Origin of the sequence: Kitasatospora sp. NPDC059088 (assembly GCF_042738155.1) — a bacterium.
Lineage (GTDB): Bacteria > Actinomycetota > Actinomycetes > Streptomycetales > Streptomycetaceae > Kitasatospora.
In genome coordinates this window covers 5,360-29,615 of sequence record NZ_JBHYGR010000030.1, presented here as the reverse complement: position 1 = coordinate 29,615, position 24,256 = coordinate 5,360, and the positions used below count along the sequence as shown (strand labels likewise).

The 24,256-nt window shown below is 71.1% G+C and carries 19 protein-coding genes; 18 read left to right on the top strand and 1 reads right to left on the bottom strand.

What is annotated here, in order from left to right:
- Positions 1-17: 17 nt before the first annotated feature.
- The 17 genes from ACFWXO_RS16155 (at position 18) to ACFWXO_RS16075 (ending at position 20,649) form a co-directional block, all read left to right on the top strand.
- A complete protein-coding gene (locus tag ACFWXO_RS16155; RefSeq protein WP_380524568.1) occupies positions 18-1,517 on the top strand; it encodes an amino acid permease in 1,500 nt (499 codons plus the stop codon).
- Positions 1,514-2,950, top strand: a complete 1,437-nt coding sequence (locus ACFWXO_RS16150; protein WP_380524567.1) for a glutamine synthetase family protein — start codon at positions 1,514-1,516, stop codon at positions 2,948-2,950. The genes ACFWXO_RS16155 and ACFWXO_RS16150 overlap by 4 nt, the downstream gene beginning before the upstream one ends.
- Positions 2,951-3,047: 97 nt before the next feature.
- On the top strand, positions 3,048-4,553 hold the full coding sequence (locus ACFWXO_RS16145; RefSeq protein ID WP_380524566.1) for a glutamate ligase domain-containing protein: 1,506 nt from the start codon (positions 3,048-3,050) through the stop codon (positions 4,551-4,553).
- A gap of 32 nt (positions 4,554-4,585) precedes the next feature.
- Positions 4,586-5,104, top strand: a complete 519-nt coding sequence (locus ACFWXO_RS16140; protein WP_380524565.1) for a LuxR C-terminal-related transcriptional regulator — start codon at positions 4,586-4,588, stop codon at positions 5,102-5,104.
- Entirely contained in the window at positions 5,101-5,346 is a 246-nt protein-coding gene (locus tag ACFWXO_RS16135) for a hypothetical protein (protein WP_380524564.1), read from the top strand. The genes ACFWXO_RS16140 and ACFWXO_RS16135 overlap by 4 nt, the downstream gene beginning before the upstream one ends.
- A gap of 120 nt (positions 5,347-5,466) precedes the next feature.
- Positions 5,467-5,946, top strand: coding sequence for a hypothetical protein (locus ACFWXO_RS16130; protein ID WP_380524563.1), 480 nt, complete (start codon positions 5,467-5,469; stop codon positions 5,944-5,946).
- Positions 5,947-5,977: 31 nt separating this feature from the next.
- Entirely contained in the window at positions 5,978-7,870 is a 1,893-nt protein-coding gene (locus ACFWXO_RS16125) for a glycoside hydrolase family 15 protein (RefSeq protein ID WP_380524562.1), read from the top strand.
- Between the two features lie 143 nt (positions 7,871-8,013).
- Positions 8,014-9,963: a hypothetical protein gene (locus ACFWXO_RS16120; protein ID WP_380524561.1), complete on the top strand. Its 1,950-nt coding sequence runs from the start codon at positions 8,014-8,016 to the stop codon at positions 9,961-9,963.
- A 289-nt stretch (positions 9,964-10,252) separates the two neighbouring features.
- Positions 10,253-10,693 carry an NUDIX domain-containing protein gene (locus ACFWXO_RS16115; RefSeq protein ID WP_380524560.1) on the top strand — a complete coding sequence of 147 codons (441 nt, stop codon included), beginning with the start codon at positions 10,253-10,255 and terminating at the stop codon, positions 10,691-10,693.
- The gene (locus ACFWXO_RS16110; protein WP_380524559.1) at positions 10,690-11,274 is read left to right on the top strand and encodes an AAA family ATPase; all 585 of its coding nucleotides are present in this window, start codon (positions 10,690-10,692) and stop codon (positions 11,272-11,274) included. Before ACFWXO_RS16115 ends, ACFWXO_RS16110 begins: the two co-directional genes overlap by 4 nt.
- A gap of 65 nt (positions 11,275-11,339) precedes the next feature.
- Complete coding sequence (locus ACFWXO_RS16105) at positions 11,340-11,828, top strand: NUDIX domain-containing protein (protein WP_380524558.1); 489 nt, start codon at positions 11,340-11,342, stop codon at positions 11,826-11,828.
- A gap of 157 nt (positions 11,829-11,985) precedes the next feature.
- Complete coding sequence (locus tag ACFWXO_RS16100) at positions 11,986-13,971, top strand: ABC transporter ATP-binding protein (RefSeq protein WP_380524557.1); 1,986 nt, start codon at positions 11,986-11,988, stop codon at positions 13,969-13,971.
- A 55-nt stretch (positions 13,972-14,026) separates the two neighbouring features.
- Positions 14,027-14,656, top strand: coding sequence for a DUF5753 domain-containing protein (locus tag ACFWXO_RS16095; protein ID WP_380524556.1), 630 nt, complete (start codon positions 14,027-14,029; stop codon positions 14,654-14,656).
- A 12-nt stretch (positions 14,657-14,668) separates the two neighbouring features.
- Positions 14,669-16,684 carry an endonuclease/exonuclease/phosphatase family protein gene (locus ACFWXO_RS16090; RefSeq protein ID WP_380524555.1) on the top strand — a complete coding sequence of 672 codons (2,016 nt, stop codon included), beginning with the start codon at positions 14,669-14,671 and terminating at the stop codon, positions 16,682-16,684.
- A 433-nt stretch (positions 16,685-17,117) separates the two neighbouring features.
- The gene (locus ACFWXO_RS16085) at positions 17,118-17,738 is read left to right on the top strand and encodes a 2'-5' RNA ligase family protein (protein ID WP_380524553.1); all 621 of its coding nucleotides are present in this window, start codon (positions 17,118-17,120) and stop codon (positions 17,736-17,738) included.
- Positions 17,739-17,915: 177 nt separating this feature from the next.
- Positions 17,916-19,574 carry a hypothetical protein gene (locus tag ACFWXO_RS16080; RefSeq protein ID WP_380524552.1) on the top strand — a complete coding sequence of 553 codons (1,659 nt, stop codon included), beginning with the start codon at positions 17,916-17,918 and terminating at the stop codon, positions 19,572-19,574.
- A 250-nt stretch (positions 19,575-19,824) separates the two neighbouring features.
- Positions 19,825-20,649 (top strand): hypothetical protein, encoded by an 825-nt coding sequence (locus ACFWXO_RS16075; RefSeq protein ID WP_380524551.1) that lies wholly within the window; start codon positions 19,825-19,827, stop codon positions 20,647-20,649.
- Here ACFWXO_RS16075 and ACFWXO_RS16070 read toward each other — a convergent pair.
- Positions 20,643-21,635: a hypothetical protein gene (locus tag ACFWXO_RS16070; RefSeq protein WP_380524549.1), complete on the bottom strand. Its 993-nt coding sequence runs from the start codon at positions 21,633-21,635 to the stop codon at positions 20,643-20,645. The genes ACFWXO_RS16075 and ACFWXO_RS16070 overlap by 7 nt on opposite strands.
- Positions 21,636-22,351: 716 nt before the next feature.
- Between ACFWXO_RS16070 and ACFWXO_RS16065 the strand changes: the two genes are divergently transcribed.
- On the top strand, positions 22,352-24,127 hold the full coding sequence (locus ACFWXO_RS16065) for a ParB/RepB/Spo0J family partition protein (protein ID WP_380524548.1): 1,776 nt from the start codon (positions 22,352-22,354) through the stop codon (positions 24,125-24,127).
- Positions 24,128-24,256: the final 129 nt, after the last annotated feature.

Here is a 24,256-nt window from a genome sequence, read left to right as displayed (position 1 = left end):
TCACGGAGGTTGCCCCGATGTCCCCCGCCCACGCCACACCACCGACGGACGAGGACCGGCTTCGCCAACTCGGATACGAGCCCAAACTGAGCCGGAGGATGGGCGAGTTCGGGAACTTCGCCAGCTCCTTCTCCGTCATCAGCATCCTGTCCGGCTGCATGACGATGCTCGCGTTCGGCCTGAACACCGGCGGACCGGCGGTGATCATCTGGGGCTGGATCGGCGTCGGCGGCCTGGTCATGTTCGTCGGCCTCGCCCTCGCTGAGGTCACCAGCGCCTACCCGACCAGTGGGGCGCTGTACTTCATGGCCCACCAGCTCGGCGGCCCCCGGTGGGGATGGATGACCGGCTGGCTAAACCTGCTCGGGCTGGTGGGCGGCATCTGCGGCATCGACTACGGCGCGGCCAGCTTCGTCGGCGCCTTCCTCAACATGCAGTTCGGGTACTCGCCGACGCCTGCCGGGCTGTTCGGGATCTTCGCCGCGATCCTGCTGCTCCACGCGGTGCTGAACCTGCGGGGCGTGCGGCTGGTGTCGGTGCTCAACGGCATCTCAGTGTGGTGGCACATCGGCGGTGTGGTGCTGATCGTCGGGGCGCTCGCGCTCGTGCCCGCCCAACACCGGGACCTCAGCTGGGTGGTCGGGCACTTCGTCAACAACACCGGCTGGAGCAACCCGATCTACGTGAGCGCGGTCGGGCTGCTGCTCGCCCAGTACACCTTCTCGGGCTACGACGCCTCTGCGCACATGAGCGAGGAGACCACCAAGGCGTCCGTGTCGGCGCCGCGCGGGATTGTCCGCTCGATCTGGGTGAGCTGGATCGCCGGTGCCGTCCTGCTGGCGGGCATGTTGTTCGCCGTCCAGGACTACGACGGTGTCCTCAGCTCGCCCACCGGAGTGCCGCCCGCGCAGATCTTCATCGACGCGCTCGGGACGACCGGGGCGAAGGCGCTCCTGGTGGTGGTGATCGTGGCGCAGGTGTTCTGCGGCAACGCGGAGACGGCGGCGGCGTCGAGGATGGTATTCGCGTTCTCCCGGGACGGCGCGCTTCCCGGGTCGGCTCTGTGGAGCCGGGTGTCGGAGCGCACCGGGACGCCGGTGGCCGGGGTGTGGCTGTCGCTCGGGTCGGCGCTGGTGCTCGCGCTGCCGTCGCTGTACAGCGCGACCGCGTACGGTGCGGTGACCGCCGTCAACGTCGTGGGCATGACCCCGGCATACGCGGTGCCGGTCTACCTGCGGCTGCGCAAGGGCCGCCAGTTCAAGCCCGGCCCGTGGAACCTGGGCCGCCGGGGACCGGTGATCGGATGGATCGCGGTCGGCTGGGTGGCCGTGGTGAGCGTGCTGGTGTGCCTGCCGCAGTCCTCGCCGGTGACCGTCGACACCTTCAACTACGCGCCGGTGGCCTTGGCGGTGGTGCTGCTGCTGGCCTGGGCGTGGTGGCTCAAGGCCGGGCGCTCGTACTCGCCGCCGGTCCAGCAGTCGGCCGAGCTGGTCGAGCTGACCGAGGAGGTCGTGTGACCAGCCGCCGGCGCCCGGGCCGTACGGCGACGATGAGGGCCGCCCGGTACCGCACCGCCGGCAACTCGCCGGTGGCGGCCTCGCCGACCGGGCCACTGCACCAGCTGGTGGATGTCTTCGGCATCACGACGGTGCTGCTGGCGGCCGTCGACGTGCAGGGCCGCCTCAAGGGCAAGGAGTTCGACGCGGCCTCGCTGGTGCAGCGGGTGCGCTCGGGTGGGCTGTCGCCGGAGATGTGCGGGTACGTGCTCGGTACCGACTTGGGGATGACGGCTCCGAGCAGCGGGTCGTTCTCCTGGACGTCCGGGTTCGGGGACGTCGCGCTGCTGCCTGACAACCAGCATGCCCGCGTCTTGCCCTGGCTGCCGTCGACCGCGCTGGTGCTCGCGGAGCCGATCAGCGTGGGCCTGCCGCACCCGCTCGCTCCGGGTACCGTGCTCGTCGAGCAGGAGCAGCGCCTCGCCGGTCTCGGGCTGACGGCGAAGGTGGGGGTGGAGACGGAGTTCGTCCTCTTCGAGGGCGCTGCCCGGGACGCGGCGGCGGCCGGCTTCCGCAGGCTTCGCCCCGCCGTCTGGGACAACCGCGACTATGCCCTCGACCAGGCGCTGCCGGTGCGGGAGTTCAGCAGGCGTCTGCGGCAGGTCCTCGCCGACGCCGGCCTTCCCGTCGAGGCCGTGAAGGGCGAGGGCGCGCCGGGCCAGGTCGAAGTCACCTTTCCGTACGGGCCGGTGACGGCGGCGTGCGAGCAGCACGTGCTGTTCAAGCACGCCGCGAAGGCGGTCGCGGACGAGCAGGGCATGGTGGCGTCGTTCATGGCGGCCCTGCCGGGCGGGGTCGGCAGTGGCATGCACTTGCACGTCTCGCTGCACGACGTCGACGACCAGCCGGTCCTGCCGGCTGGCCCCGAGTATGGCAGCGGCCTGTCGGAGCTGGGTGAGCAGGCAGTGGCCGGACTGCTGACCGCGCTTCCCGCTCTCGGTCCGCTGTGGGCGCCGTACGTGAACAGCTACAAGCGGCTGCGGGACCACTCCTTCGCCCCCACTCGCCTCAGCTGGGGGCGGGACAACAGGTCGTGTGCGGTTCGGGTGGTCGGTCACGGTCGCAGTCTGCGCCTGGAGGTGCGGTTGCCCGGTGCCGACGCCAACCCCTACCTGGCGTTGGCGGCGGTCCTGGCCGGAATCCGGCACGGCATCGAGGCCGGACTCAAGCCCCCTGCCGCGACCCGCGGCGACGCCTACCTGGACCGTGAGGCCGAGCCCGTGCCGCAGTCACTGGCCGAGGCCGTTTCTGCGTTCGAGACCAGCCCGCTGGCCGGTGAGCTGCTCGACGAGCACGTCGTCGCCCACCTGGCTGCCGTCGCCCGCCTGGATCTGGACCACCACGCCGCCTGGGTGACCGATGCCGAGTTGGAGCGTGGTCTCACCCAGGCATGAGCTCCGGGCCGGTCGCGGCGCCAGACCCCCGAGACCCGCGACCGGCCCGGTCCAACCGAACCCCTCCGTTCCCGACCCTGCTGAGGAAGCCCTTCCTATGGACACCACCACCCGCCCCCCAACTCGTACGGGCCCGCGGCCCATCGGCGCGGATCTGCTGACCCGGGCCCACCTGGTCGACGCCACCGCACCCGGCATGGAGGGCCTCGCGCTGTGGCTGGCCACGCGCCAGCTGGACATCACCGCCAGCGTCACCCACGCCGAGCAGGACAGCCCGGCCGCCGCCCGGCTGCGCATGGCTGGCGTGAAGGTCGCTGTTGGCTTCGACGCCGAGCACGTCCAGGCCGACCGAAGCGCCGTGGTGTGGTCCGGCGCGACGATGGGCCCGCTCCCGGAACTCGACCAGGCTCAGGCCCTGGGGCTGGCGGTACTCACGCGCGCGCTCGCGCTCGCCACGCTGACCGGGGAACAGGGGCCGCTGGTGGCCGTCTACGGCAGCCACGACACCGCCACCGCGGCGGCGGCCCTGGCCGCAGTCCTCGACGACGGCCGCACTTCCTGGATTCTCACTGCTGCGACCCATGGCAGTGTTCCCGGACAGGGCATCGACGGCCAGCGCCTGGTCGTGGACCTGTGCCCGGACGCTGGCACTCACGAGGCCGCCTCCTGGAGCCGCCTCCCGCGCGGCCCGCAGCCCGTCCGCAGGGCGACTCCGGCCGTGACGCTGATCACCGCCGCCGCGATGAACGCTCCGCACTTCACGGACACCATCGAGGCTCTGGACGCCGCCACCGTCGTCGCCCGCGCCTCCGCCACGGTGGTACTGCCGCTGTGGGACAAGGGCGCCAAGATCGTGCACGAGCGCCTCAGCGACCGCCCCGGCCCCGCCGTGGTCACGGTCGGCCTGGAGGAGAACGCCGACGTGTGGGTCCTCCCGCCCCGATGGCTCGGCACCGAGTACCTCCTGACCCTCCATCACCGGGGTGAGCGGTACCAGTTCACCGTGCCGATCGCTGGCCGTCACCACGCCCTGGCGGTGTGCGCCGCCATCGCCACCGCGCTCGTCGTCGGGGAGGACCCGCAGGCCGTCGCCCAGCGCGCCGGCGGCTTCCGCGGGGTGGACCGGTCGCTGGCTGTGCTCGGCGCTCAGGCCGGCGTCACCGTCGTCGACTCTCGCGCCCGGCACCCGCGCGAGATCGCGCAGGACGTCACGGCCGCCCGGATGCTCACCGAGGGCTCGCTGGTCGTCGTCCTGGAACCGGACGGCGTCGCCCGCACCAGTGCGCACGCCGCCGAAATCGGCGCCGCCCTCGGCGACGCCGATCGTGTGGTGCTGCTGCCGGTCAGCACCCCGCTGACCGAGGACGCCGGGCCCGACCCGCTGGAGGCCGTCGAGCAGGCCGCTGTTCAAAAGCTCGGACAGGGCGCGGTCCACCGCATCCGCCTCGGGCCGTGCGAACCCGCTCCGGAGCAGCGGATCTTCGAGATGACCGCCGAGGGCGACCTCGTCCTGGTCATCGGCACCGGCCAGGCCGAGCGGCTCGGTCCGAGGCTGCTGTTCCACCTCGCTGCCCCCGGCATGCCGATCCCTCAGCAGCTGTGACCCGCCCGAACAATCCCGCTGGAGACGACGCCGTGGCCATCGGCCCCCTGCCCGCCCTCACCACCTCCGAGCTCCGGCTGATCGTCCTGATCGCCGCTGGCGCCAGTCACGACCAGATCGCCGCCGACCCCGACACGAAGCTGCAACCGGACGACGTCCGAAGGGCGATCGAGGCACTGCTCGTCACCACCGGCACCCGCACGGTGCTGCACCTCGCCGCCTGGGCCACCGCCCACCGGATCGTCACCCAGCCGGTGCACCCCAGCGGCGCGCTGACCATCAAGCCCCAGCTGGCCCCGCGGTTGACGCAGATCCTGCGCGGCTGGGCGGGCGGGCGCAGCACGCCCGAGCTGACCGCCGACTTCGGCATCGCGCCGAGCACGATGCGTACCTATTACAAGACCCTGCTCAGCCAGCTGAACGTCGACTCCCAGCCCCAGGCCGTCGTCGTCGGCGTCCTCGCCCAGCTGGTCTGGCTGAACAGCATCGACCCCGCTTGGCCGGCCGGCCCGCTCGCCCCGGCCGCCGAACCGCAGGTGGTGGCACCGTGAGCGGTCAACGGGGCATCGGGCGCATCGGTCTGGCCGTGCTCTGCTTCCTGCTCGGCGTTCTGATCGGAGGCGGCGCCATCTACCTGCTGGATCACCGCGCCGCCTTCAGACAGCCGCTGTACCTGGGCACCTTCGCCGTCGTCGCCCTGTGCACCCTCGGTGTGGCCGACCGCTTGGTGACCCACCGTGCGCCGCCCCCGAACGACCCGGATCGTCCCGGCGACCGCCGCCGGTCCGGCTGAACAGCACACCCGCAGCAACTCAAGGTGGCCGTTCGGGCCAGGGCCGCACCCCTTCGACCTCAGAGAACAGATGATCACCCTCACCGCCCTCCACGGACCTACTTCCTCCGGCGGCGCCCGGTGAACCTTCGATACGTCGAGGCACCGCAGCCGTACGAGCCGGACGGCCGCCCAGCGGTGTTCCTCGCCGGAGCAACCGTCGGCTGCCCGGACTGGCAGAGCGAAGCGGTCGACCTGTTCGCGACCGCGGGCTTCGACGGCACGGTGCTCAACCCCCGACCGTCACGCAACCCGGCCACCGACCCCTATCTCGCGTGGCAGCCGTTCGGCTGGCAGGACCGCAACATCCGGTGCACCGACGTCGTCCTGTTCTGGAACCCGATCGGCCACGTGCGCGTGCACGACTGCTACGAGGCCGGCCTGTTCACCCCGTACGGCGGGACGGTCGTCGTCGGCTGCGACCCGGCCGACTCCGTCCAGCGCGCCAACCGCGTGCTACTCGCGAGCCGCATGCCGTGGTTGCCGGTAGCCGACACGCTCGCCGACACCGTCGCCGCAGCCCTCGCCGCGCTCGCGGCCCCCACTCCCGCTCGCCGCTGACCACCCACCCGCCCGCCCACGTCAGGACGCCATGCGCACCACCGCCCCTTCCCGGATCGAGGACCACGCGCTCCTCGGCAACACCGCGTCCGCCGCCCTGGTCTGCCCGGACGGCTCCATCAACTGGGCCTGTCTGCCCGGCTTCGACTCGCCGGCGGTGTTCGCCTCGCTGCTCGGCGACGCCGACCATGGCCTGTGGCGGGTCGGCCCGGCCGTCTACGACGGCTCACCGCCCCCGGCGGCCGACCGCCACCACTACGTGGGCAACTCCCTGGTCCTGCGCCAGGAGTGGGATACGCCCGCCGGTACGGTCGCGGTCACAGACTTCATGCCGGCGCCCACAGTCAGCGACCACGCGGAGCCGAGGATCATCCGGATCGTCGAAGGCATCAGCGGCGAGGTCCGCGTCGCCAGCGTCTTCCGCCCCCGCCCCGGCTACGGCGCCACCAGGCCGCGCGTCGAGCGGATCACCCGCGGAGCCCAGCGGCTGTGGGTGGCCGCCCACCCGGACTCGTACTGGCTCGACGGCCCCCAGCACACCGCCAACGGGCGGGGCGTGTGCCGGGCCGACTTCACCGTCCACTCCGGCCAGATCGTCGTACTCACCCTCACCTGGGCTCCCTCTCACCGTCCCGCGCCCGAGCCGCCCGACGCCCTCTCCGAGCTCGACGCCACCGCGGAGTTCTGGGAGCACTGGGCAGTCGGCTGCACCTACCGCGGCCCGGACCGCGAGGCCGTGGTGCGCTCCGCCCTCACCCTCAAGGCACTCTGCCACCCGGGCGGCGGTGTCGTCGCCGCGCCCACCACCTCCCTGCCCGAGCAACTCGGCGGCGAACGGAACTGGGACTACCGGTACGTCTGGCTGCGCGACAGCGCGCTGACCATCGCCGCACTGCTGCGACTCGGCTTCCTCGACGAGGCCCGCCAGTGGCGCAACTGGCTGGCCGACACCGTCAACCCCGAGCGTCTCCAGCCGATCTACCGCATCAACGGCGACGCCGACCTCGACGAAGAGACCCTGGACCACCTGCCCGGCTACAACGGCTCCCGGCCAGTACGCATCGGCAACGGAGCCGCCGACCAGCTCCAGCTCGACGTCTACGGCGAACTCGCCGACACCCTGCTGCTCGCCGAGGACGCCGGCCTCCCCCCGTCCACGCAATGCGACGCCCTGCTCCTGGCGCTCGCCGAACAGCTGGAGCAGCGCTGGCACGAGCCCGACGAGGGCATCTGGGAAATCCGCGGTCCCGCACGGCACTTCACCCACTCCAAGGTCATGTGCTGGGTCGCCGTCGACCGGACCCTGCGACTGCTGGAACGCCGGAGCACCACCGCCCCTGCCGTCCTCGTCCGCCTCGCCCGCCTGCGCGCGGAGATCCACACCGACATCTGCACCCACGGCTTCAACCCCGAGACCGGCACCTTCACCCAGTCCTACGGCGGCACTGCCCTCGACGCCTCCCTGCTGCTCCTGCCCCTGGTCGGCTTCCTGCCGCCGGACGACAAGCGCGTCATCCGCACCGTCGAAGCCGTCCAGCGCGAACTCACCGAGCACGGGCTGGTGCTGCGCTACGACACCCGCGAGGATGCCGGCGGCAACGTGGACGGGCTCGCTGGCCATGAGGGCGCCTTCCTGGCCTGCTCGTTCTGGCTGGCCGAGAGCCTTGCCGCCATCGGCCGGCACACCGAAGCCCACGAGCTGTTCGACCGACTGCTTGGACTGCGCAGCGATCTCGGGCTCCTCGCCGAGGAGTACGACCCCCTCGCCCGCCGACAGCTCGGGAACTACCCGCAGGGCTTCTCCCACTGGAGCCTGGCGGACGCAGCCGTCCGCCTGGCCGCCAGGCTGCAAGCCCAGTGCCCGGTGCTCCCCGGGCCGCGCGCCGTCGTCGATCAGGCGCTTCCCACCACTGTGGTGGCGTAGTGGGCGGCAGCGAGGTCCGCAACACCCTGCGCGGATCGAAGGTGAACGTCGCTGTCCAGGCCGCCAGCATCACCGGTGGTGTGCACCTTCACCCGGGCCCGCCGCCGCGACCGGTGCCGCGCCAACTCGCCCCGGTTCCCCCAGTGTTCACCGACAGGGACGAGGTTCTGCTCGCGCTGGACGGCGTTCTCAGCCGCGCGGTCGTCGAGACAGCACCCGTCGTCGTGGTCACCGGCCCGGAGGGCGTCGGCAAGCGCTCCCTCGCCGCGAAGTGGGGGCACCGGATCGCCGCGCGCTACCCGGACGGGCACCTGGTGGCCCGGCTGCGCACGGGTGCGCCCGGCGTTCCGGCACCGACTGCCGAGACCGCACGGTCGTTGCTGCGCTCGCTCGGGCTGGGCGAACACGTCCCCCTTCCCTGGGCCGAGCAGGACCTGCTCGGGATGTGGCGCAGCGAGACCGCCGGGCGGCGGATGCTCGTGCTGCTGGAGGACGCGGCCTCCGCCGACCAGGTGGTGCCGCTGGTGCCGGCGGAGCCCGACTGTCTGGTGGTCGTGACCAGTTGCTCGCCGATCCCCGCGCTTGCCGCCCGCGGCGCGCACCACCACCACCTCGGCCCGCTCGCGCCCGCCCACGCCGTGCAACTGCTCGGCCGCATCCTCGGCGAGGGCCGGGTGCGGGCGGAGCCGGCCGCTGCCGAAGCCCTCGCTCGGGCCTGCGACGGTATGCCGCTGGCCCTGGGTCTGGCCGCTGGCGAAGCCGTCCTCACGCCCGCTCGCCCACTCGCCTCCCACCCCGTGCTGACCGCCGCGCCCGAACTGGGCAGTGTTCCGATGGCCATCGCCGTCGCCTGCGCAGCGCTGCCCGAAAGCGAAGCACGCCTTCTCCGGCTCGCCGCGTTGATCCCCACGCCTGACCTCGACCCGCTCACGGTGGCCGCCTCCACCGCCACCCCCGCGACCCAAACCCGGCAGCTGCTCGAAGAACTCGCAGCCCGGCACCTCTTGGAGCACGCCGGCCGCCAGCCCGTGCGCGGTGACGTCTACCGCATCCGCCCCGGCGTCCCGGAGCTGTTCCGGAGCTCGGACGACACACGCCTGCTCGTCGTGCAGCGCTGCCTCGACTACCTGATCGCCACCGCCCAGGAGACCGTCCAGCGGCTCACCCCGCACCACCACGTCCTGCCGCGCCAGCACCGCCACCATCCCGCCGAACCGGTGCACATCGCCGACGACCGCGCCGCGCTCGACTGGCTGGAGGCCATCGCCCCCACCATCCCGTCGGCCCTCGCCGCAGCCCGCGAACTCGGCGAGCACCAGGCCGTGGTCGTCCTGGTCCGCGACCTGTGGCCCTTGTTCCACCGCCTGCGGCGCACCGACCTCAGCATTGCCTTCCACGAGCTGGGCCTGGCCTCCGCCCGGATCTGGGGCCACCACATGGCCATCCGGGAGATGACCACCACCCTGGCCATCTCGCACAAGCGCGCCGGGGAACACGAGGAAGCCCGCCGGTTCTACCGAGAGGCCCTCGCTCTCGCCACCGATGACCACGACCCCCGCGGCATCGCCCAGTGCACCGCCGGAATCGGCGCCACGCTCTACGACGCCGAGCAGTACGCCGCCGCCGAACCCGAACTCACCCGCGCCATCGAGCTCTACGCCGACCTCGACGACCGACGCGGCGCCGGCCTTGCCAAGATCCTCCTCGGCTCCGCCGCCGCCCGCCAGGGCAACACCGACTTCGGTGCACCGCTGCTGTGGCAGGCCATCGTCGACCTCGGCTCGCTCACCCCGCTCGACCCGCTGAACGTAGCCCGGGCGAAGGTCTTCCTCGGCGAGGCGCAGTCCCTGGCCGGCGAACACGGCCTCGCCGTCGCCACCATCAGCGAGGCCCGCCGGGAGTTCACGGACCTCGGCCACGACCACTGGACGGCCTACGCCACCGAGTTCCTCGGACAGGCCGCCGAACGCTCCGGCCTCCCGGACACCGCCCGCGACCGGTACACCGCGAGCCTCCGGCAGTACGAAAACCTCGGAAGCACCCGCGACACCGAGCGCCTCCAGAGCCGGATCACCGCCCTGGCGGAAACGTGAACGCCCGCCCCCCCCGCCGAGCACGGCGCGATTGTCAGTACCCCGTGGCACACTGCCCTGTTCGACCCGCAACCGCCGTACCAGTATGACGAGTTGGGGCCGTTCACCGGATCGTGTGGCTTCTGCCACGACACGCCGACGCGGCCCCGCCGGGCCGCCTACGGTGGGACACCTACCAACGCACTCACGTACGACGAACGATCACCAGTTTGATCGCAGCTTTGCCATGCTTTGAACCGGTTTGCGCTCCCTGCGCCGGTTCCCTCACCCTCTGAGAAGGAGACGTCGAGTGCCGCACACCGTTGGTGTCGGAGTGCACCTGGTCCTAATCGAGAACGGCCGGGTGCTGCTCGGACAGCGCGCCAACACCACCTACGCCGAAGGGCACTGGCACACTCCGGCCGGCCACCTTGAAGCGGGAGAGTCCGTCCTGGCGGGCATGGCCCGCGAGGCCGGCGAGGAACTCGGCATCACCATCCGGGAGGAGGACCTCGACCTGGTGCACACCCTCCACCACCTCGACGCCGACGACGGTGCCGGTCGCCTCCAGCTGTTCTTCACCCCGCGCGCGTACACCGGCAAGATCACCAACCGTGAACCGGACAAGTGCGCCGCTCTCCGCTTCTGGCCGCTGGACGGGCTTCCGGATCCGATCGTCGGCTACACCGCGGACGCACTCGCGCAGATCACCGCCGGCCGTCCGCTGTCCGTCGTCGGATGGCCGGCATGAGCACCACGAGCCACCCGGGGCTCCCGGCCGCCGGGGCGCCCGCAGGGAGCGCGGAGACCCGGCTCGTGGTCGTCCGGGGAAACTCGGCGTCGGGCAAGTCGTCGGTGGCGGCGGGCCTCCGGGACCGGTTCGGCCGGGGCCTGGCCGTGGTCGCCCAGGACAACCTGCGCCGGATCGTGCTGCGTGAGCGGGACCGGCCCGGCGGCGCGAACATCGGCCTGATCGACACCGTGGCCCGGTACGCGCTGGGCGCCGGCTACCACGTCGTCGTTGAAGGCATCCTGTACGCCGATCACTACGGCGAGATGCTCCAACGCCTGGTGGACGACCACCGCGGCGTCACCCGCTGCTACTACCTCGACATCCCGTTCGACGAGACGCTGGTCCGGCACACCTCGAAGGCCGATCGCGAGTACTTGGCGGCCGTCACCGAGCGGGAACTGCGCGACTGGTACCGCGAGCACGACGTTCTTCCCGGCGGAATCGAGACCGTCATCGGCAGCGAGAGCACCCTCCGCGAAACGGTCGACCGCATCATGCGCGACACCACGCTCTCGGAGCTGCCCCCGCGCGACACCTAGAAGCAGTCGCCCGACCGCCGTGTCCGCGCCATTGCCCCCTCCCATTTCAACCAGGAGCACCTCTGATGCACGAGACGAGCAGGCTGTCGGTCGGCGTCATCGTCCACGACCTGACGACCGACCGGATCGCCACCGTCCACTACGGCCAGCGCAGTTGGACCTCAGGCCCCGCCTGGACGATCCCCGGTGGGAAGGTCGACCCCGGGGAGGAGATCCCCGATGCTGCCGCCCGGGAACTGCATGAGGAAGCCGGGCTCATCGCCCGGCCGTGCGACCTGCGCCTGGTGCACACCATCCAGGCCAAGGAGGGCTGGGACGGGCACGGCGGGTTCGTCCTCTTCGTCTTCGCCACCAGCGAGTTCACGGGCGAGCTGGTCAACGCCGAGCCGGACAAGCACCTGGAGGTGCGCTGGCACCCCGCCGCCGACGTCCTGCCCAGCCCGATGTTCCCGACCTCCAAAGCCGCGGTGGAGGCGTACCTGGCCGGCGGACCCGCATTCTCCACCCACGGATTCGACCCCGCCGCCGGACAGCGGGAGCTCGTCGAGACGTGACCGGCGCCCGTCTGCACCGTGCCGGGCGAGTGCGCCCGCCCGACACGGTGCAGGCCAGTCCAACCCTGCCCCGTCCGTACCGGTCGCCCCACGGCTACGCCGGACCCTGACGGCACTGGCGCCCGACCACTGCGTTCCCCTCTGCGAAAGGGAGTATGTGACCAGCACGCCCAAGACCTCGACGGACTCCGTGCCGGACAGCGAGCAGCTGCTGTTCGGCGGGCCGATGCGCTACGACTACGGCTGGGCCAAGCACGAGATGGCCAGCGGCGAGGTGACGTTCTGGGCGGTTGCCCGGCAGATGCCGCGCTTCCTGCGCCTAGCCGGAGGTATGGCGTGGCAGGCCGACCGCGCGGCGCTGCTGACCCTGGTCGGCGCCGAGATGACGCGCGGCCTGGCCGCCGCTTTCGCGCTGATCGCCACCAACCACGCCCTGGCCGCACTGCTCGCCCCCGGCCATGTCGCCGACGTGCTGCGAGCCGCCTCGCCGGCGATCGTGATGGTCGGATTGGTAGCGGGCCTGTCCTCGGTGCTGTCCGCCGCCTCCGGCTGGGCCGGAGGCAGGCTGGAACCGGCGGTCTTCCGCCAGGCCACGATGGAGTTCCTGGGCATCGTCGGCCGCTCCGAGCTGGAGGCCATCGAGGACCCGGCGTTCCTTGCCGAGGTGGACAGCGCCCGCTGGGGTGCGATGTCGCTGCAGCGCATCATCGGCCAGGCCACCTCCGTCCTCACCGCCACCTTCGGCCTCGTCTCCGCCGCCGGTGTCCTGTCCGTCCTCCACCCCGCCCTGCTGCCCATGCTGCTGCTGATCACCGCCCCGCGCGGCTGGGGAGCTGTCCGCACCGCCCGCCGCCACTACGCTTCCAGGCGGGCCTGGCTCCAGCACTCCCGGGCCAGCAGCGCTCTGGCGGACATGCTGATCCGCCCGTACTCCGCGGCCGAGCTTCGGGTGCACGCCTGCGGGCCGTTCATCCTCCACCACTACGAGCAGATGGCCCGCGCGGCCGAGCAGGAGCAGGGCCGCCTCGCCGGAGCACGGGCCCGTACCGACCTGCTTTCCGCGGCGCTTGCCGGCGCCGCCACCGTCTGCGCCTTCGCCTTGCTGGGCTCGCTCGTCATGAACGGAGCGATCCCGCTGGCCGCCGCCGGGACCGCCGTGGTGGCCATCCGCACCGGCTCGGCGAGCATCGGCGGCCTCGTCTCCCAGATCAACCAGCTGTACGAGGAGTCGCTGTTCGTCCGCGACCTCGACCAGCTGCGCCGCGAGGGCCACCGGCGTGCCATCCCGACCGGCGGTACACCGCTGCCCGAGCGCCCCGAGACGATCACCGTCGAGGACGTGTCCTTCACCTACGACGGCCGCGACATCCCCGCGCTGGACAAGGTCACCCTCACAATTCCCCGGGGCAAGGTCATCGCCCTGGTGGGAGCCAACGGTTCGGGCAAGTCCACCCTGGCCAACATTCTCTGCGGGGTCTACCAGCCACACCACGGCCGCGTCCGGTGGGACGGCATCGACACCGCGACCGCCGACCGCGACCAGCTCTTCAGCAGCGTCGCCCTGCTCGCCCAGAGTTTCCAGCGCTGGTCCTTCACTCTGCGTGCCAACCTGCTCCTCGGCCGCCCCGAAGTTGCCTGCGAGCAGCGGCAGTTGGAGGCCGCCGCCGACTACGCCGACCTTCACCCGGTGGTTGAGGAGTTGCCGCGCGGCTGGGACACCCTCGTCGCCAAGGGCTTCGAGGGCGGTGTCGGCCTCTCGGGCGGCCAGTGGCAGAAGGTCGCCCTCGCCCGAACTCGCCTGCGTCTGACCACTCCGGATGCCCACGGCCGGCTTCCCGCCCTCGTGGTGGTCGACGAGCCGACGTCGGCGATGGACCCGGAAACCGAGGTCGAGGCGTTCGAGCAGATCCGCCAGCTCACGGCCCTCGGCGTCACCGTCGTCCTCATCACCCACCGCCTCGGCGCCACCGCCAAGGCCGACCGCATCTTCGTCCTCGACCACGGCCGCCTCGTAGAACAGGGGAGCCACTCCGAGCTGATGGCCCAGGAACCGGCCACGCGCTACCGCGAGAGCTATCTCCTCCAAGCCGCCCAGTACGACCTCGGCGACCGCCTGCCCCACCAGACCACCGCCAGTGCCTGACACGCTCACTCGGTAGTCCCCGATCCGAGCCGATCCGACCAGCAGGGAGAAGCCAGTGAGCGCACCGAACTCACCTGAAACGCCGCAGCCGTCCGACGCCACCTCGTGGGACGACCTGCTGGCCCGCGGCACCGAGCACATCCAGCGCGCCTTCCGCGAACTCACCGCCGCCACCAGCGACTACGCCGGGCACAGCCCCGACCTGATCTGGGGGAACCTGCAGACTCCCGCGTACGCACAGGAGGTCCTGCGCATGGTCGCCTGTCTGCACCAGCTCCCCGACGACTCGCAGGCCGGCGCGGCCGAACGCACCGCCCGCGCCCGCTACCTCGGGCAGGACGGCCGGACCTACCACGTCCTGCTCGGTGAGCAAGCCCTGCTGACCTGCATCGGCGGCGCCGAGGTGATGTGCGCCCAGCTGGAGCACCTGCTGGCCGCCCTCGACACGCCGGGCCTGCGACTGGGGATCATCCCGGCCCGAGCTCGCCTGCACGTCTACCCCGGCGACGGCTTCGGCATCCACGACGGCACCCGGGTGGAGGTGGAGGGCTACCGCGGATGCGAGACCATCACCGACCCCAAGCGCGTCGGCCTCTTCCACCGGGCCTTCCGGCTGCTCCAGGAATCCGCCGTCTACGGGCAGGACGCCCGCGCCCTGATCACCGAGGCTCTGCGCGGCTGGTGATCCCACCTGGCCTTGCCCGTCAAGGACCTTGGGCTGCTGGCCCGCTGGTCCAACCGCGCCGCAGCACTGATACTCGCCCAACCTGACCAGATCAGACCGGAGTTCTTCATGCAGACCAATCCCAGTACCACTCCCCGTACGGCCATGCTGTGCGGCGCCACTCTCCGGATCGGTGAACTCGCCGGCCACGGACGCCCCAGCGAGGACCGGGTGGTCACCACCGCCGATGCCGTGATCGTCCTGGACGGCGTCTCGACCGTCACCGACGACCAGCCCCGCGGCGGCTGGTACGCCGACACCCTGGGTCAGACCATCACCGAACTCCTCTTCCAGGAACCGGACATGGGGCTGCGCCAGGTGCTCGCCGCGGCGATCAGGGCCGTGGCCGGCGACCACGGGCTCGTGACCGGTTCATCGCCGGCCTCCACCGTGGCGGTCGTGCGACGGCGGGCGGACCGGATCGAGGCGGCCGTCCTCGGCGACAGCCCCGTCGTCGCCATCGGCCGCGACGGCACGCTGCACACAGTGCGCGACGACCGGCTCGCCCGACTGGTCGACACCCAGCCTGCGGCACGGGAGTACCGGGACCTCCTGCGCGCCGGGCATGGCTTCGGCGACCGGCACCGCCAGATCCTGACGGAACTGCGCGACTTCCAGGGCACGGTGGTCAACCGCAACCCGGACGGGTACTGGATCGCTGAGGCCGACCCCGAAGCGGGCCTCAACGCGGTCACCGCCTCATGGCCAGCCGCCGACCTGGCCGAGATCCTGATCGCCACCGACGGCATCACGGCCGCAGTCGAGGAGTACGGACTGTACTCATGGAAGGAACTCGCCCAGGCGTGCCGGGAAGACGGGCCCCAGGCGGTCGCCGACGCCATCGCCCGCGCTGAGCACGAGGACCCCGCCGGACAGCGCTGGCCCCGCTACAAGATCTCGGACGACAAGGCCCTGGCCTGGTGGCCGCTCACTGGCGACGAGGCGCCCGGCACCGAGCGGATGACCGAGCAGAAGGCCGGTGGCGTTCCGGAAGCCGCCGATCTGGTCACCGTCGCGAACCTCAACGCCTACAAGCTGCATCCCCGCGACGTCGGCAGCCAGGGGTGGCGGGCCCGGGTCACCGCGATCCGCGAGGTCGGCCCGGATGTCCTGTGTCTGCAGGAGGTTCTGGTCGACGAGGACGCACCCGAGGACGCCGACGAGAACGGGATCGTCGACGAGGCGAAGCGGCACCACCGCTGGGACACGCAGGCGGCAGCCGTCATCGCGCGGCTGGCCCGCGAGTGCGGACTGACCGCCACCACCGTGCGCTCCGATGGCAGCGCCGGGCTGGTCGCGATGGCCCGCAACGGCGACCGTCCCTGGTTCACCGCGGTGCTGTGGCGCCCGGAGACGGTCACCCCGGTGCCCGGAGGGTTCCGGCCGTACGGGTCGCCCGACTACTGGCACGGTTTCACCACGATCCAGCTCGACATCGGCGCGAAGGCCCCGCTCCTGATTGCGAGCTACCACGGCGACCCGTTCCGCCCCGACTTCCGAGCGGACGAGGCCCGCCGTCTCAAGGGCGCCTTCCGGCGCAGCGGCGGCTCCAAGCCCGGCTTGGTCCTCGGCGACTTCAACTCGATCTCCGCGGCCACCGTCACCGTCGACGGCACGCAGCAGCCCTACGACACTGAGCCCTACACCGGCCATGACCACGACGACCTCGAATACCAGTGCGTCCCCGAGACGGTCGGCGACACCAACCTCGCCGACCGCCGACCGGTCGCGATGCTGCTGCGGCGCGGCTTCATGGTCGACGCCGCCGCGCACCTGGGCGCGCCTTGGGAGCCGACGGTGGGTCACTGGGAGGACGGCAAGGGCGACCCGGACCCGTGGGGGCCGCGCAGGATCGACCTCGCCCTGGCGACCAGGCCCGTGGCGCCGGCGCTGGTCGGCTGCCGCGTCCACCGAAGCTCTGCCGCTCTCGCCGCGTCCGACCACTTGATGGTCGTGGTCGACCTCGCCCCGTCCAAGATCCTGCCCTGATTGGAGAGCACGTGAACAACTTCTTCGACCCGTAGCGGATCTGGTCGAACGGCCCCTACCCGCACCTCCTGATCCTGTTCGACCGGTACCCGAAGTACGTCGAGTGCGCGCGGCAGCACGCCGAACTCCTCGGCCGCTTCGGCAACCTGGAGACGATAGCTGCGGCCCGAGCGAGTCACCCTCACGGTCGACACCGTTCACCTGGTGCTGCAGACCCAGGACCCGGACGCAGGCTTCTACCACTGGGAGACGGCGTCCGAGTTGCCCCGCCGAGGCATCTGGTGATGGTTCCGGGGCCTCGTGCAGCCTGCTCGCGGCGCCCACCCACAGACCGGCACCCCGACCCGACTGTTCCTCACGGATACGGACACGATGTCCGCACCAGGCGATTGGAGAAGTGATAGTGGAGAGGTTCGTTCCCAGGTTCCAGGGGATGCCGTGGACCGACGGCGCCCGCGTCCTGCACATCTACGCTGTGCCGGACCTGCGATCCGAGTTCCCGCTGGCCCGGCTGATCGGTGAGTCCCGCACCGCGATGCTGCCGTTCCCCATCGCCCCAATTGGCGACGACACGCTGCACTGCACGCTGGAGATGGTTGCCGACACCACCGCCGACAAGATCACGGCCGACGAGCGCAACGCCCTTCTCAGTGCCCTGCGCCGGCACCTAGATGGCGCCAGTGCGTTGGAGGTCACCGCCGGGTCCCCGGTGGCCAATCGGGTCGGGGCGTATTTGGACTTGTCGCCGGACGAGGGCCTGCTCGATCTGCGGGAACGCGTCCGCGCGGCCATCCGTGAGGTCCGTGGGCCGGGCGCGTTGCTCTACGACGGCGGTCGGCCGCACATCTCGCTCGGCTACGCCTTCGACACCGCGTCCTCCGACGAGCTGCAGACCGCGCTGCGTCGGATCTCGCCAAGCCACGCCCCCGTCCGCGTCGCCGGAGTGCAACTGCTCGACGTCCGGTTCCAGCAGCGCCCCCGGCTGAACGGAGACACAGCGTGGGAGCTGTCGTGGGAGCCGGTGGCCGAGATCCCGCTCGACGGCCGCGGGTAAGCACTGCCGGTGCTCACCGGGACCCGGGCTTCCCTGGGTGGCTTTCCGGGACCGGGGCTCCGGCCTGCGCCGAGCTGTCCGCGCGCCACCGGGACGGTTGCTCGCGGGGGCCTTGGCCCCCGTCCGCCGTTGCCGGCGGCTTGGTCGCGCGCACCGTGAGGTATTACGGTCCGAACCATGCCTCAGCTTCCCGACCTGGCCGCCGGACTGCGAGCGGACCACCTGCGCTTCCTCCGGTCGCCGGACAGCCGGGCGCTGTACAACTACTTCGAGTCCGAGGGTCACGCGCTTCTGCACCCGGCCGCGTGGATGGCGTTGCCTCGCCAGCAGCGGATCGATCGGGTCGTCGCGGCCGAGGAGCGCCGAGTCGCCGCAGGGACCACGTTCGCCCTCGACACTCCGGTGGTCGAGGCCGTCCGGGCCGTGGCTGCGGACCGGACGGTGCCGCTGGTGTTCACCGAGGACATCCTGCCCGCGCCGTCCGGCCTGCTCGTCACCGCGGTGCCGTTGTACGACCTCGGCGAGTTCTCGGTCGTGGCTGCCTCCTGGGGCCCGTCGATGGCGGGCTTCGGGCCAGGTGTGCACCTGACCTGGTGGTCTGACGGCCGCACCAGCAATGAGGGGGCCATCCCCCTCATTCGGGACTTCGAGCTGCATCTGCCTTTCCCGCCCGTCGTGGACTCCCGCCTGATCCAGGCCGACCTGCCGGACGGCCTCAAGTACTCGGCAGGGCCGCTACGGGCCGTCGTCGCCGCCTGGTATGCGCTCACCGGCACCGAGCTCTCCGAGCAGCGGCCGTCACCCGCCATTGGGCGCGCGTTGGCGGCGCAGAAGGCGAAGCAGCGCAGCGTCCGCGTGGCCACCACGGCCTCCGCCGACGCCGTCCGACAGGCGGTCCTTGACCAGGCCGCTACCCGGCACTCCCAGCTGTTCGGCACCCACGGCACGCAGATCGGCGGCATCGACCCGTCCGCTACCCCACCCCAGCCCTCCCACGGCCGGTTCCCCGCCGAACTCGACCACCAGCTTCCCCCGGCCCTGCGCCGCATCGCGCAGCTGTACCGCGAAGCGGCCGACCGGTGGAACCGGTGGGAGACGGAGATCTTCCAGCAGTACCCCGGAGTCCTGGAGCAGTTGGAGGAACTGCGGGTGCGTAACCACGGGGTCTGGAAGCCGTGGTGCTGGATGCCCGTCAGGGAGGTTGCCCGCTGGCTCATCCAGCAGTGGAGCGTTCCCGTGGAGCAGGCGCTCTGGGACGCCGCACGGATCGCGGCGATCGGGTCCTGGCGCAGCGGCGGGCGGCACGCTCTGGTGCACGGCGGGGTGGGGTACTGCCAGGAGTCCGACGAGCGGGTACCCGCGCGAGCGCTTCGTGACCTGCCTCTTCCCGGGGTCGGTGTAGTGGTCGAGGACGGCCCCCGGATCCGGCTGCTCCTCGCTTTCCTCGACCAGCCCGCAGGCCAGGACGGTGGTGAGCTGGTCCTCCTGGACGACGCGGGCGAGCCGGACCGCAGCTTTCGGGATCTCACCAAGACCACCCTTCTCCTTGCCGATGGCCTGAGTCTGACCGACGCGGTGAAGGCCACCAGCCGGTACTACGACGAGGTGGAACGGGCAAAAGGCGGGACACCTCCGCAGCCGGACGAAGCCGCGTTCGTCCAGCAGGCCGCGTTCATGGGGTGGTTCACGGGTTTGCTGTCCGCCGCGAGCGTTCCCGGCGCCGCGTACGACGCTGGCGCGGTCGCCGGCCAGAGGCCCACCGCGTTTTGGCCTCCCGCGCCCGGACTGCTGCCCGAGTTGGTGCTGTGGCAGATGCGCCGCAGCGAGGAGGAGTAGCCCTGCAGATCGGCGGCAATGCCCCCGCAGGGCGGCGTCGTGCCCGTCTGCCGCCCGGTCTTCACCGGGGCGTCGGCGAGTGCGGCGCCGCGTCGCTCGGGTCCGACGTGCCGATGTCCTTCTCTGGGGCGAGCAGTCAGCCGGGGGCGGCCGCCAAGCTTGGGCGAAGGCCGTCCGACCGGGCGCGGCTGTTACGGCTTTACCGGCGAAGGCCCTGACGCCCACGTCCCGCCAGCCCTAGTCTGGGCAGGTGACCTGGACATTCCCCACGAGCCGCATCAGCCACGACGGCGCCGGCACCGTGGTGCTGGAGATCTGCCACCGCGTCAGCGACTACACCGCCGTCCCCAGGAGGCGCGGCCAGGTGTTCTGGACCAGCAGCCCGCTGCCAGACGGCGCGACCCTGCTGGACGTCTACTGCCCCGTGTGCACGGCGGACCGCGGGCTCACCGTCTCCGGCACCTGGGGTGGGCCTGCTGAACTGACCTGCCTGTGCGGGCACTCCTGGACACCCCGGGTGCCCACGCTGTCTCCCGAGCAGTTGCTGCGATCGCTGGTCCGCCTGGCGCTCGAAGGGTCATTCCTAGGGATCCGCTACCGGATGATCAAGGTTGACCCCGTCGACAGGCACCCCACCCCGCTGCAGGACGCTGTCCACCCTGTGGTGATCGCGGCCGAGCGCGAACTCAACCTCCGCCAGTGGGAGTTCACTTACCGCGAAGGCAGCATCGCCTCCGAGCTGTTGAAGCGTGCCGGCCAGCGGGCGTATTGGAGCCCCGAGGCACTTGCCGCGCTGGTCCAACAGAAGCGGCCCACGGACGAGGAGAGCCTCGCCTGGGTTGTCGACAACTACCGGGCGCTGGAAACCTGCAGTATGTCGACGGGGGGACGGCTCGGGCGCTTCCTGTCGGAGGCCGCGACCGCGCTGCGGCCGATCGACGGGATGACCATGGACGACCTGGAGCCCGGCGTGACGTGGTCCCGCATGCCACCCGCGCTAGACGACGCCCGCGGCGCCTTGGGCGCGGTCCACGTGGTCCTCACCGCAGGCGTTACTGACGACGTCGACTACTGACCGCTTACCGCTCCGGGCCCGAGGTCCCAGGAATTGCGGCGCCACAATGGAGTCTGCCAGTCGATCAGCCTGGCGGAGGCGATTCGGGCGGTGCTGCGCACGCCGTCCGGCGCAACCACATGCACGGCACCGGCCCGCGGCACCACCGCATCCGGCCTGCCAGGCCTGCGCACCCGCCCGGGCTTGGGATCGGTGAGGTCGAACCGACGCAGCGCCGCCCACACACTCCACTCCCGCAAGGCGATTCCAGCCCAGACGGCCTGGTCCTCCTCGGTGTCCAGTTCGACCAGCAGCGGCGACCAGGACCGGTCCGGCCGGCGCGATCCGCGTTCCAGCAGCACCGCGCACCGGCGCGGCGAGACGATGCCGACGATGTCCTCGATCAACAGGTTGCGAAGAAGCCGCCCGAGGACGAGCTCGACCGCATCGTCCTCCAGCTCCGGCAGGGAAGCCAGGAGCAGGCCGTACGCCGTACCCTCGTGGAGAAGGTCGCAGCCCCCGGGGCCGGTCGCATACACGCCGGTGTCAAGGATGTTGTCGTCGCCGGTGTACGGCGGATCGTTGTGATCGCGGTACAGCGACAGGCTGACGTGCGGAGGCGCAGAAGGCCCTCGGTCGTCCACCAGGGTCCTGGCCCATGCTCCGGCACGGTTGCCGAGCACGGTGCTCCCCGCTAGCGCCGCCTCCAGTCCACGATCGGGTCGCTCACGCAGCATCTGGGCTAGCGCGTGACGGCGCGCACCGACGGCCGGGGGCGGGCCCGGTTCCGTGGCGTCACAGTGGCAGGCCAGGACGCGGCCCACCTGCCTGGTTACGTCGCCGTCACCGCCAACTGCCGCCGCGATCTCCTCCAGCGACGGCGTCATCCACGGCGCTTGGGACGCGAGCCGAGCTTGCGGGAAGTCGTGCAAGGTCTCAGCGAGCAACTGCACGACGTCTTCGCGGCCAGGCACAGCGCCGATTCGCTGTTCCGCCCAGGCCGTCAAGAGCTCCGCCCACTCCTGGCATGGTTCAAGCCCACCGTCGAGGGCCGGCTGACCGAACAGCGCACTGTCAGATTGCCGCCCCTCGGGCGAATCGGGCCTCATCGCCGGATCACGCTGCTCGCTCCCAACGAGGAGCCCAGGCTGGCTCGACGAATGGGACGGGGAGAGTCACCTCGGCACTTCACAACTGCAGCCCCTTATTCGTTGTGGACGACCCGCGAGCTTATGGACACCCCTGGCGGTAGCCGGGGTCCAGGTTCAGCAGGCTACCGCGCCGTCAGTGGAAGAGCGTGGGTTGGATTTCGCTGTGATCACTGGTGGGGCTTCCCGGGATTCGTTCTCGGCCTCCAGCGCTGCCGGGTTCCCCCGTCCCCCTTCCGCGGCCCAGTTTCCGGGGCCGGCCGCCCGGGTCAAGGGCGCTCCCTTCGGTCGCGCGGCTTCGCCGCCGGCCTGCGGCCGGCCCTTGACCCGGGCGGCCTCTTTGCCCCGGACCCCAGGCAGCTATCAGGGGGACGGGGGAGGTGTGTATGGGCTGGTCAGCTGCATCGCCGTACCTTCCGCGCGACATGAAAACGATCATGAATCCGCCATGTCCGAAGGGCTCGGGTCGGCAGGCATGATTGACCAATAACCCTCTTTGAGGTATTATTGTTCTTGTTGGGAGGGGATGGCACCCCCGCCCAACAAGCAGAGACCAGGCACCTGTTGGAGGATTTGTGACCACCGTACTTGCCCCCGCCGAGCTGCTGGACGACGAGACTTGCTCGCTGGAGCCGATCGAGCTGACGGCGGCAATCCAGGTCGAATCCGTCGATGAGACCACCGACCCGGCGGAGATCCCGGCGAAGATCCTTCTCGAAGGAATCGACCCGACCGAGCTGATCTTCACGCGCAACGTCCGCAAGGCCGAGCTGACGCCGGAATTTGTCGACTCGATCGCGGAGCACGGCCTGTTCCAGCCGATCATCGCGACCCCCTACGAGGCCGGAATCGCGATCATCCTGGGTAACCGGCGCGCCAAGGGCTCGATTGAGGCTGGCCGGACCATCGACGTCATCGTGCGCAACGACCTGAATGCCGAAGAGGCGCGGATCATCGCGCAGCTCATCGAGAACATGCACCGAGAGGACATGCGCGAGAGCGAGATCGCCGACGCCTACGCGCAGTTGTCCATCGAGCTCGGTCTCGACGCCGACCAGATCGCCGCACGGGTCGCCCAGGACCCGAAGAAGGTCAGGGCCTCGATCGCGCTGTCCGCGATGCCGAAGACGGCCCGGAGCGCTGTGGACGAGGGCGCGCTCACGCTGGAGGACGCCGAGCTGATCGCCGAGTTTGAGAGCGACCCGAAGGCGTACAAGCGGCTGCTCGACACGATCGAGCGGGGCGGCAAGCTCAGCTGGGCCATCAAGAACGAGCGGGCCAAGGCCGAGAAGGCCATGCAGCGGAAGGAGACCACGCAGGCGCTCAAGGCCTCTGGCGTCCGCATGGTCGGTGAGCCGTACGGATTCGGCTGGAACGGGTCGAAGGAGGTCGGCCTCGGCGATCTCGCCGACGCTGACGGGGTGGTTCTGACGCCGGAGAGTCACAAGAGCTGCGGCGGACATGCGGCCTTCTTCAACGAGCGCGTGCACGGCGACCTCAAGGCCACGTTCTTGTGCCGTGACCCTCACCAGTACGAGCACAACGTGCTGCGGAGCTACTCGTTCCGCAGCCCGGCCGAGGAGGTGGCCAGGGCAGCGGCGGAGCAGGCCGACCGCGAGCGCAAGGAGGCACTCACCATCGCTGCGGAAGTCCGACACGAGTACATCCAGGAACTGTGCCGCTCCAAGAAGGTGCCCAAGGGAATGACCCGCAAGGTGCTCGCGATGCTCTACAAGCTGGGAGCGGACCACACCGACCCTGAGGTGTTGAAGTTCCTCCAGGCCCCGGGCGACGACGACCGCACCGCACGGTACGGGCGGTTCATCGGCAGGACGGCCGAGGCTCGTCTGCCTCTGGTGCTGCTCGCCACCGTCGCGGTGCGCGCCGAGCGCGAAGTGCGGCAGGCCGCCTCCGGCTGGGGGGACAAGCAGGACGTTGTGACCTGGTTCGAATTCCTCAAGGCCTACGGCTACGAGCTGAACGAGCCCGAGGTCGAGCTGCTGGCCGAGCTCCGGACGAAGATCGCCGCAGCCGAGGCACGGGCGGCCACCAAGGCGGAGGAAGAAGCAGCCGGAGAGGCGGCGGCCGACGCCGAGGAGGACGAGGAAGGGCCGGGGCTGGCGGCACAGGACGAGGAACTGGAAGACGAGGAACTGGAAGGCGAGGAGGACGAGGAAGGGCCGGGGCTGGCGGCACAGGACGAGGAGCAGGAGGACGCGTTGGACCGGTACCTCACGCTCGTGACGGACGACGAGTCCGATGGCCCGGTCACCGATCGCGCGGGGGAGCAGGCCGAGGAAGGCGACTGGGAAGCCCGCTACCCGGAGATCAACGAACCGATCGCGGCCTGACCTCAGGGAGGGTTGACGCCCTCCCCACCACGCCGGGGGGGGGGGGGGGGGCCCGCCCCCCCCCCCCCCCCCACCCACCCACACCCAAAACCCCGCGCACGACGGCCAACTCACACAACCAACACCACC

Bases quoted from the DNA above. Each gene is read 5' to 3' on its own strand.
- ACFWXO_RS16155 (WP_380524568.1), top strand. From the start codon at position 18: ATGTCCCCCGCCCACGCCACACCACCGACGGACGAGGACCGGCTTCGC.
- ACFWXO_RS16145 (WP_380524566.1), top strand. From the start codon at position 3,048: ATGGACACCACCACCCGCCCCCCAACTCGTACGGGCCCGCGGCCCATC.
- ACFWXO_RS16125 (WP_380524562.1), top strand. From the start codon at position 5,978: ATGCGCACCACCGCCCCTTCCCGGATCGAGGACCACGCGCTCCTCGGC.
- ACFWXO_RS16110 (WP_380524559.1), top strand. From the start codon at position 10,690: ATGAGCACCACGAGCCACCCGGGGCTCCCGGCCGCCGGGGCGCCCGCA.
- ACFWXO_RS16105 (WP_380524558.1), top strand. From the start codon at position 11,340: ATGCACGAGACGAGCAGGCTGTCGGTCGGCGTCATCGTCCACGACCTG.
- ACFWXO_RS16085 (WP_380524553.1), top strand. From the start codon at position 17,118: ATGCCGTGGACCGACGGCGCCCGCGTCCTGCACATCTACGCTGTGCCG.
- ACFWXO_RS16080 (WP_380524552.1), top strand. From the start codon at position 17,916: ATGCCTCAGCTTCCCGACCTGGCCGCCGGACTGCGAGCGGACCACCTG.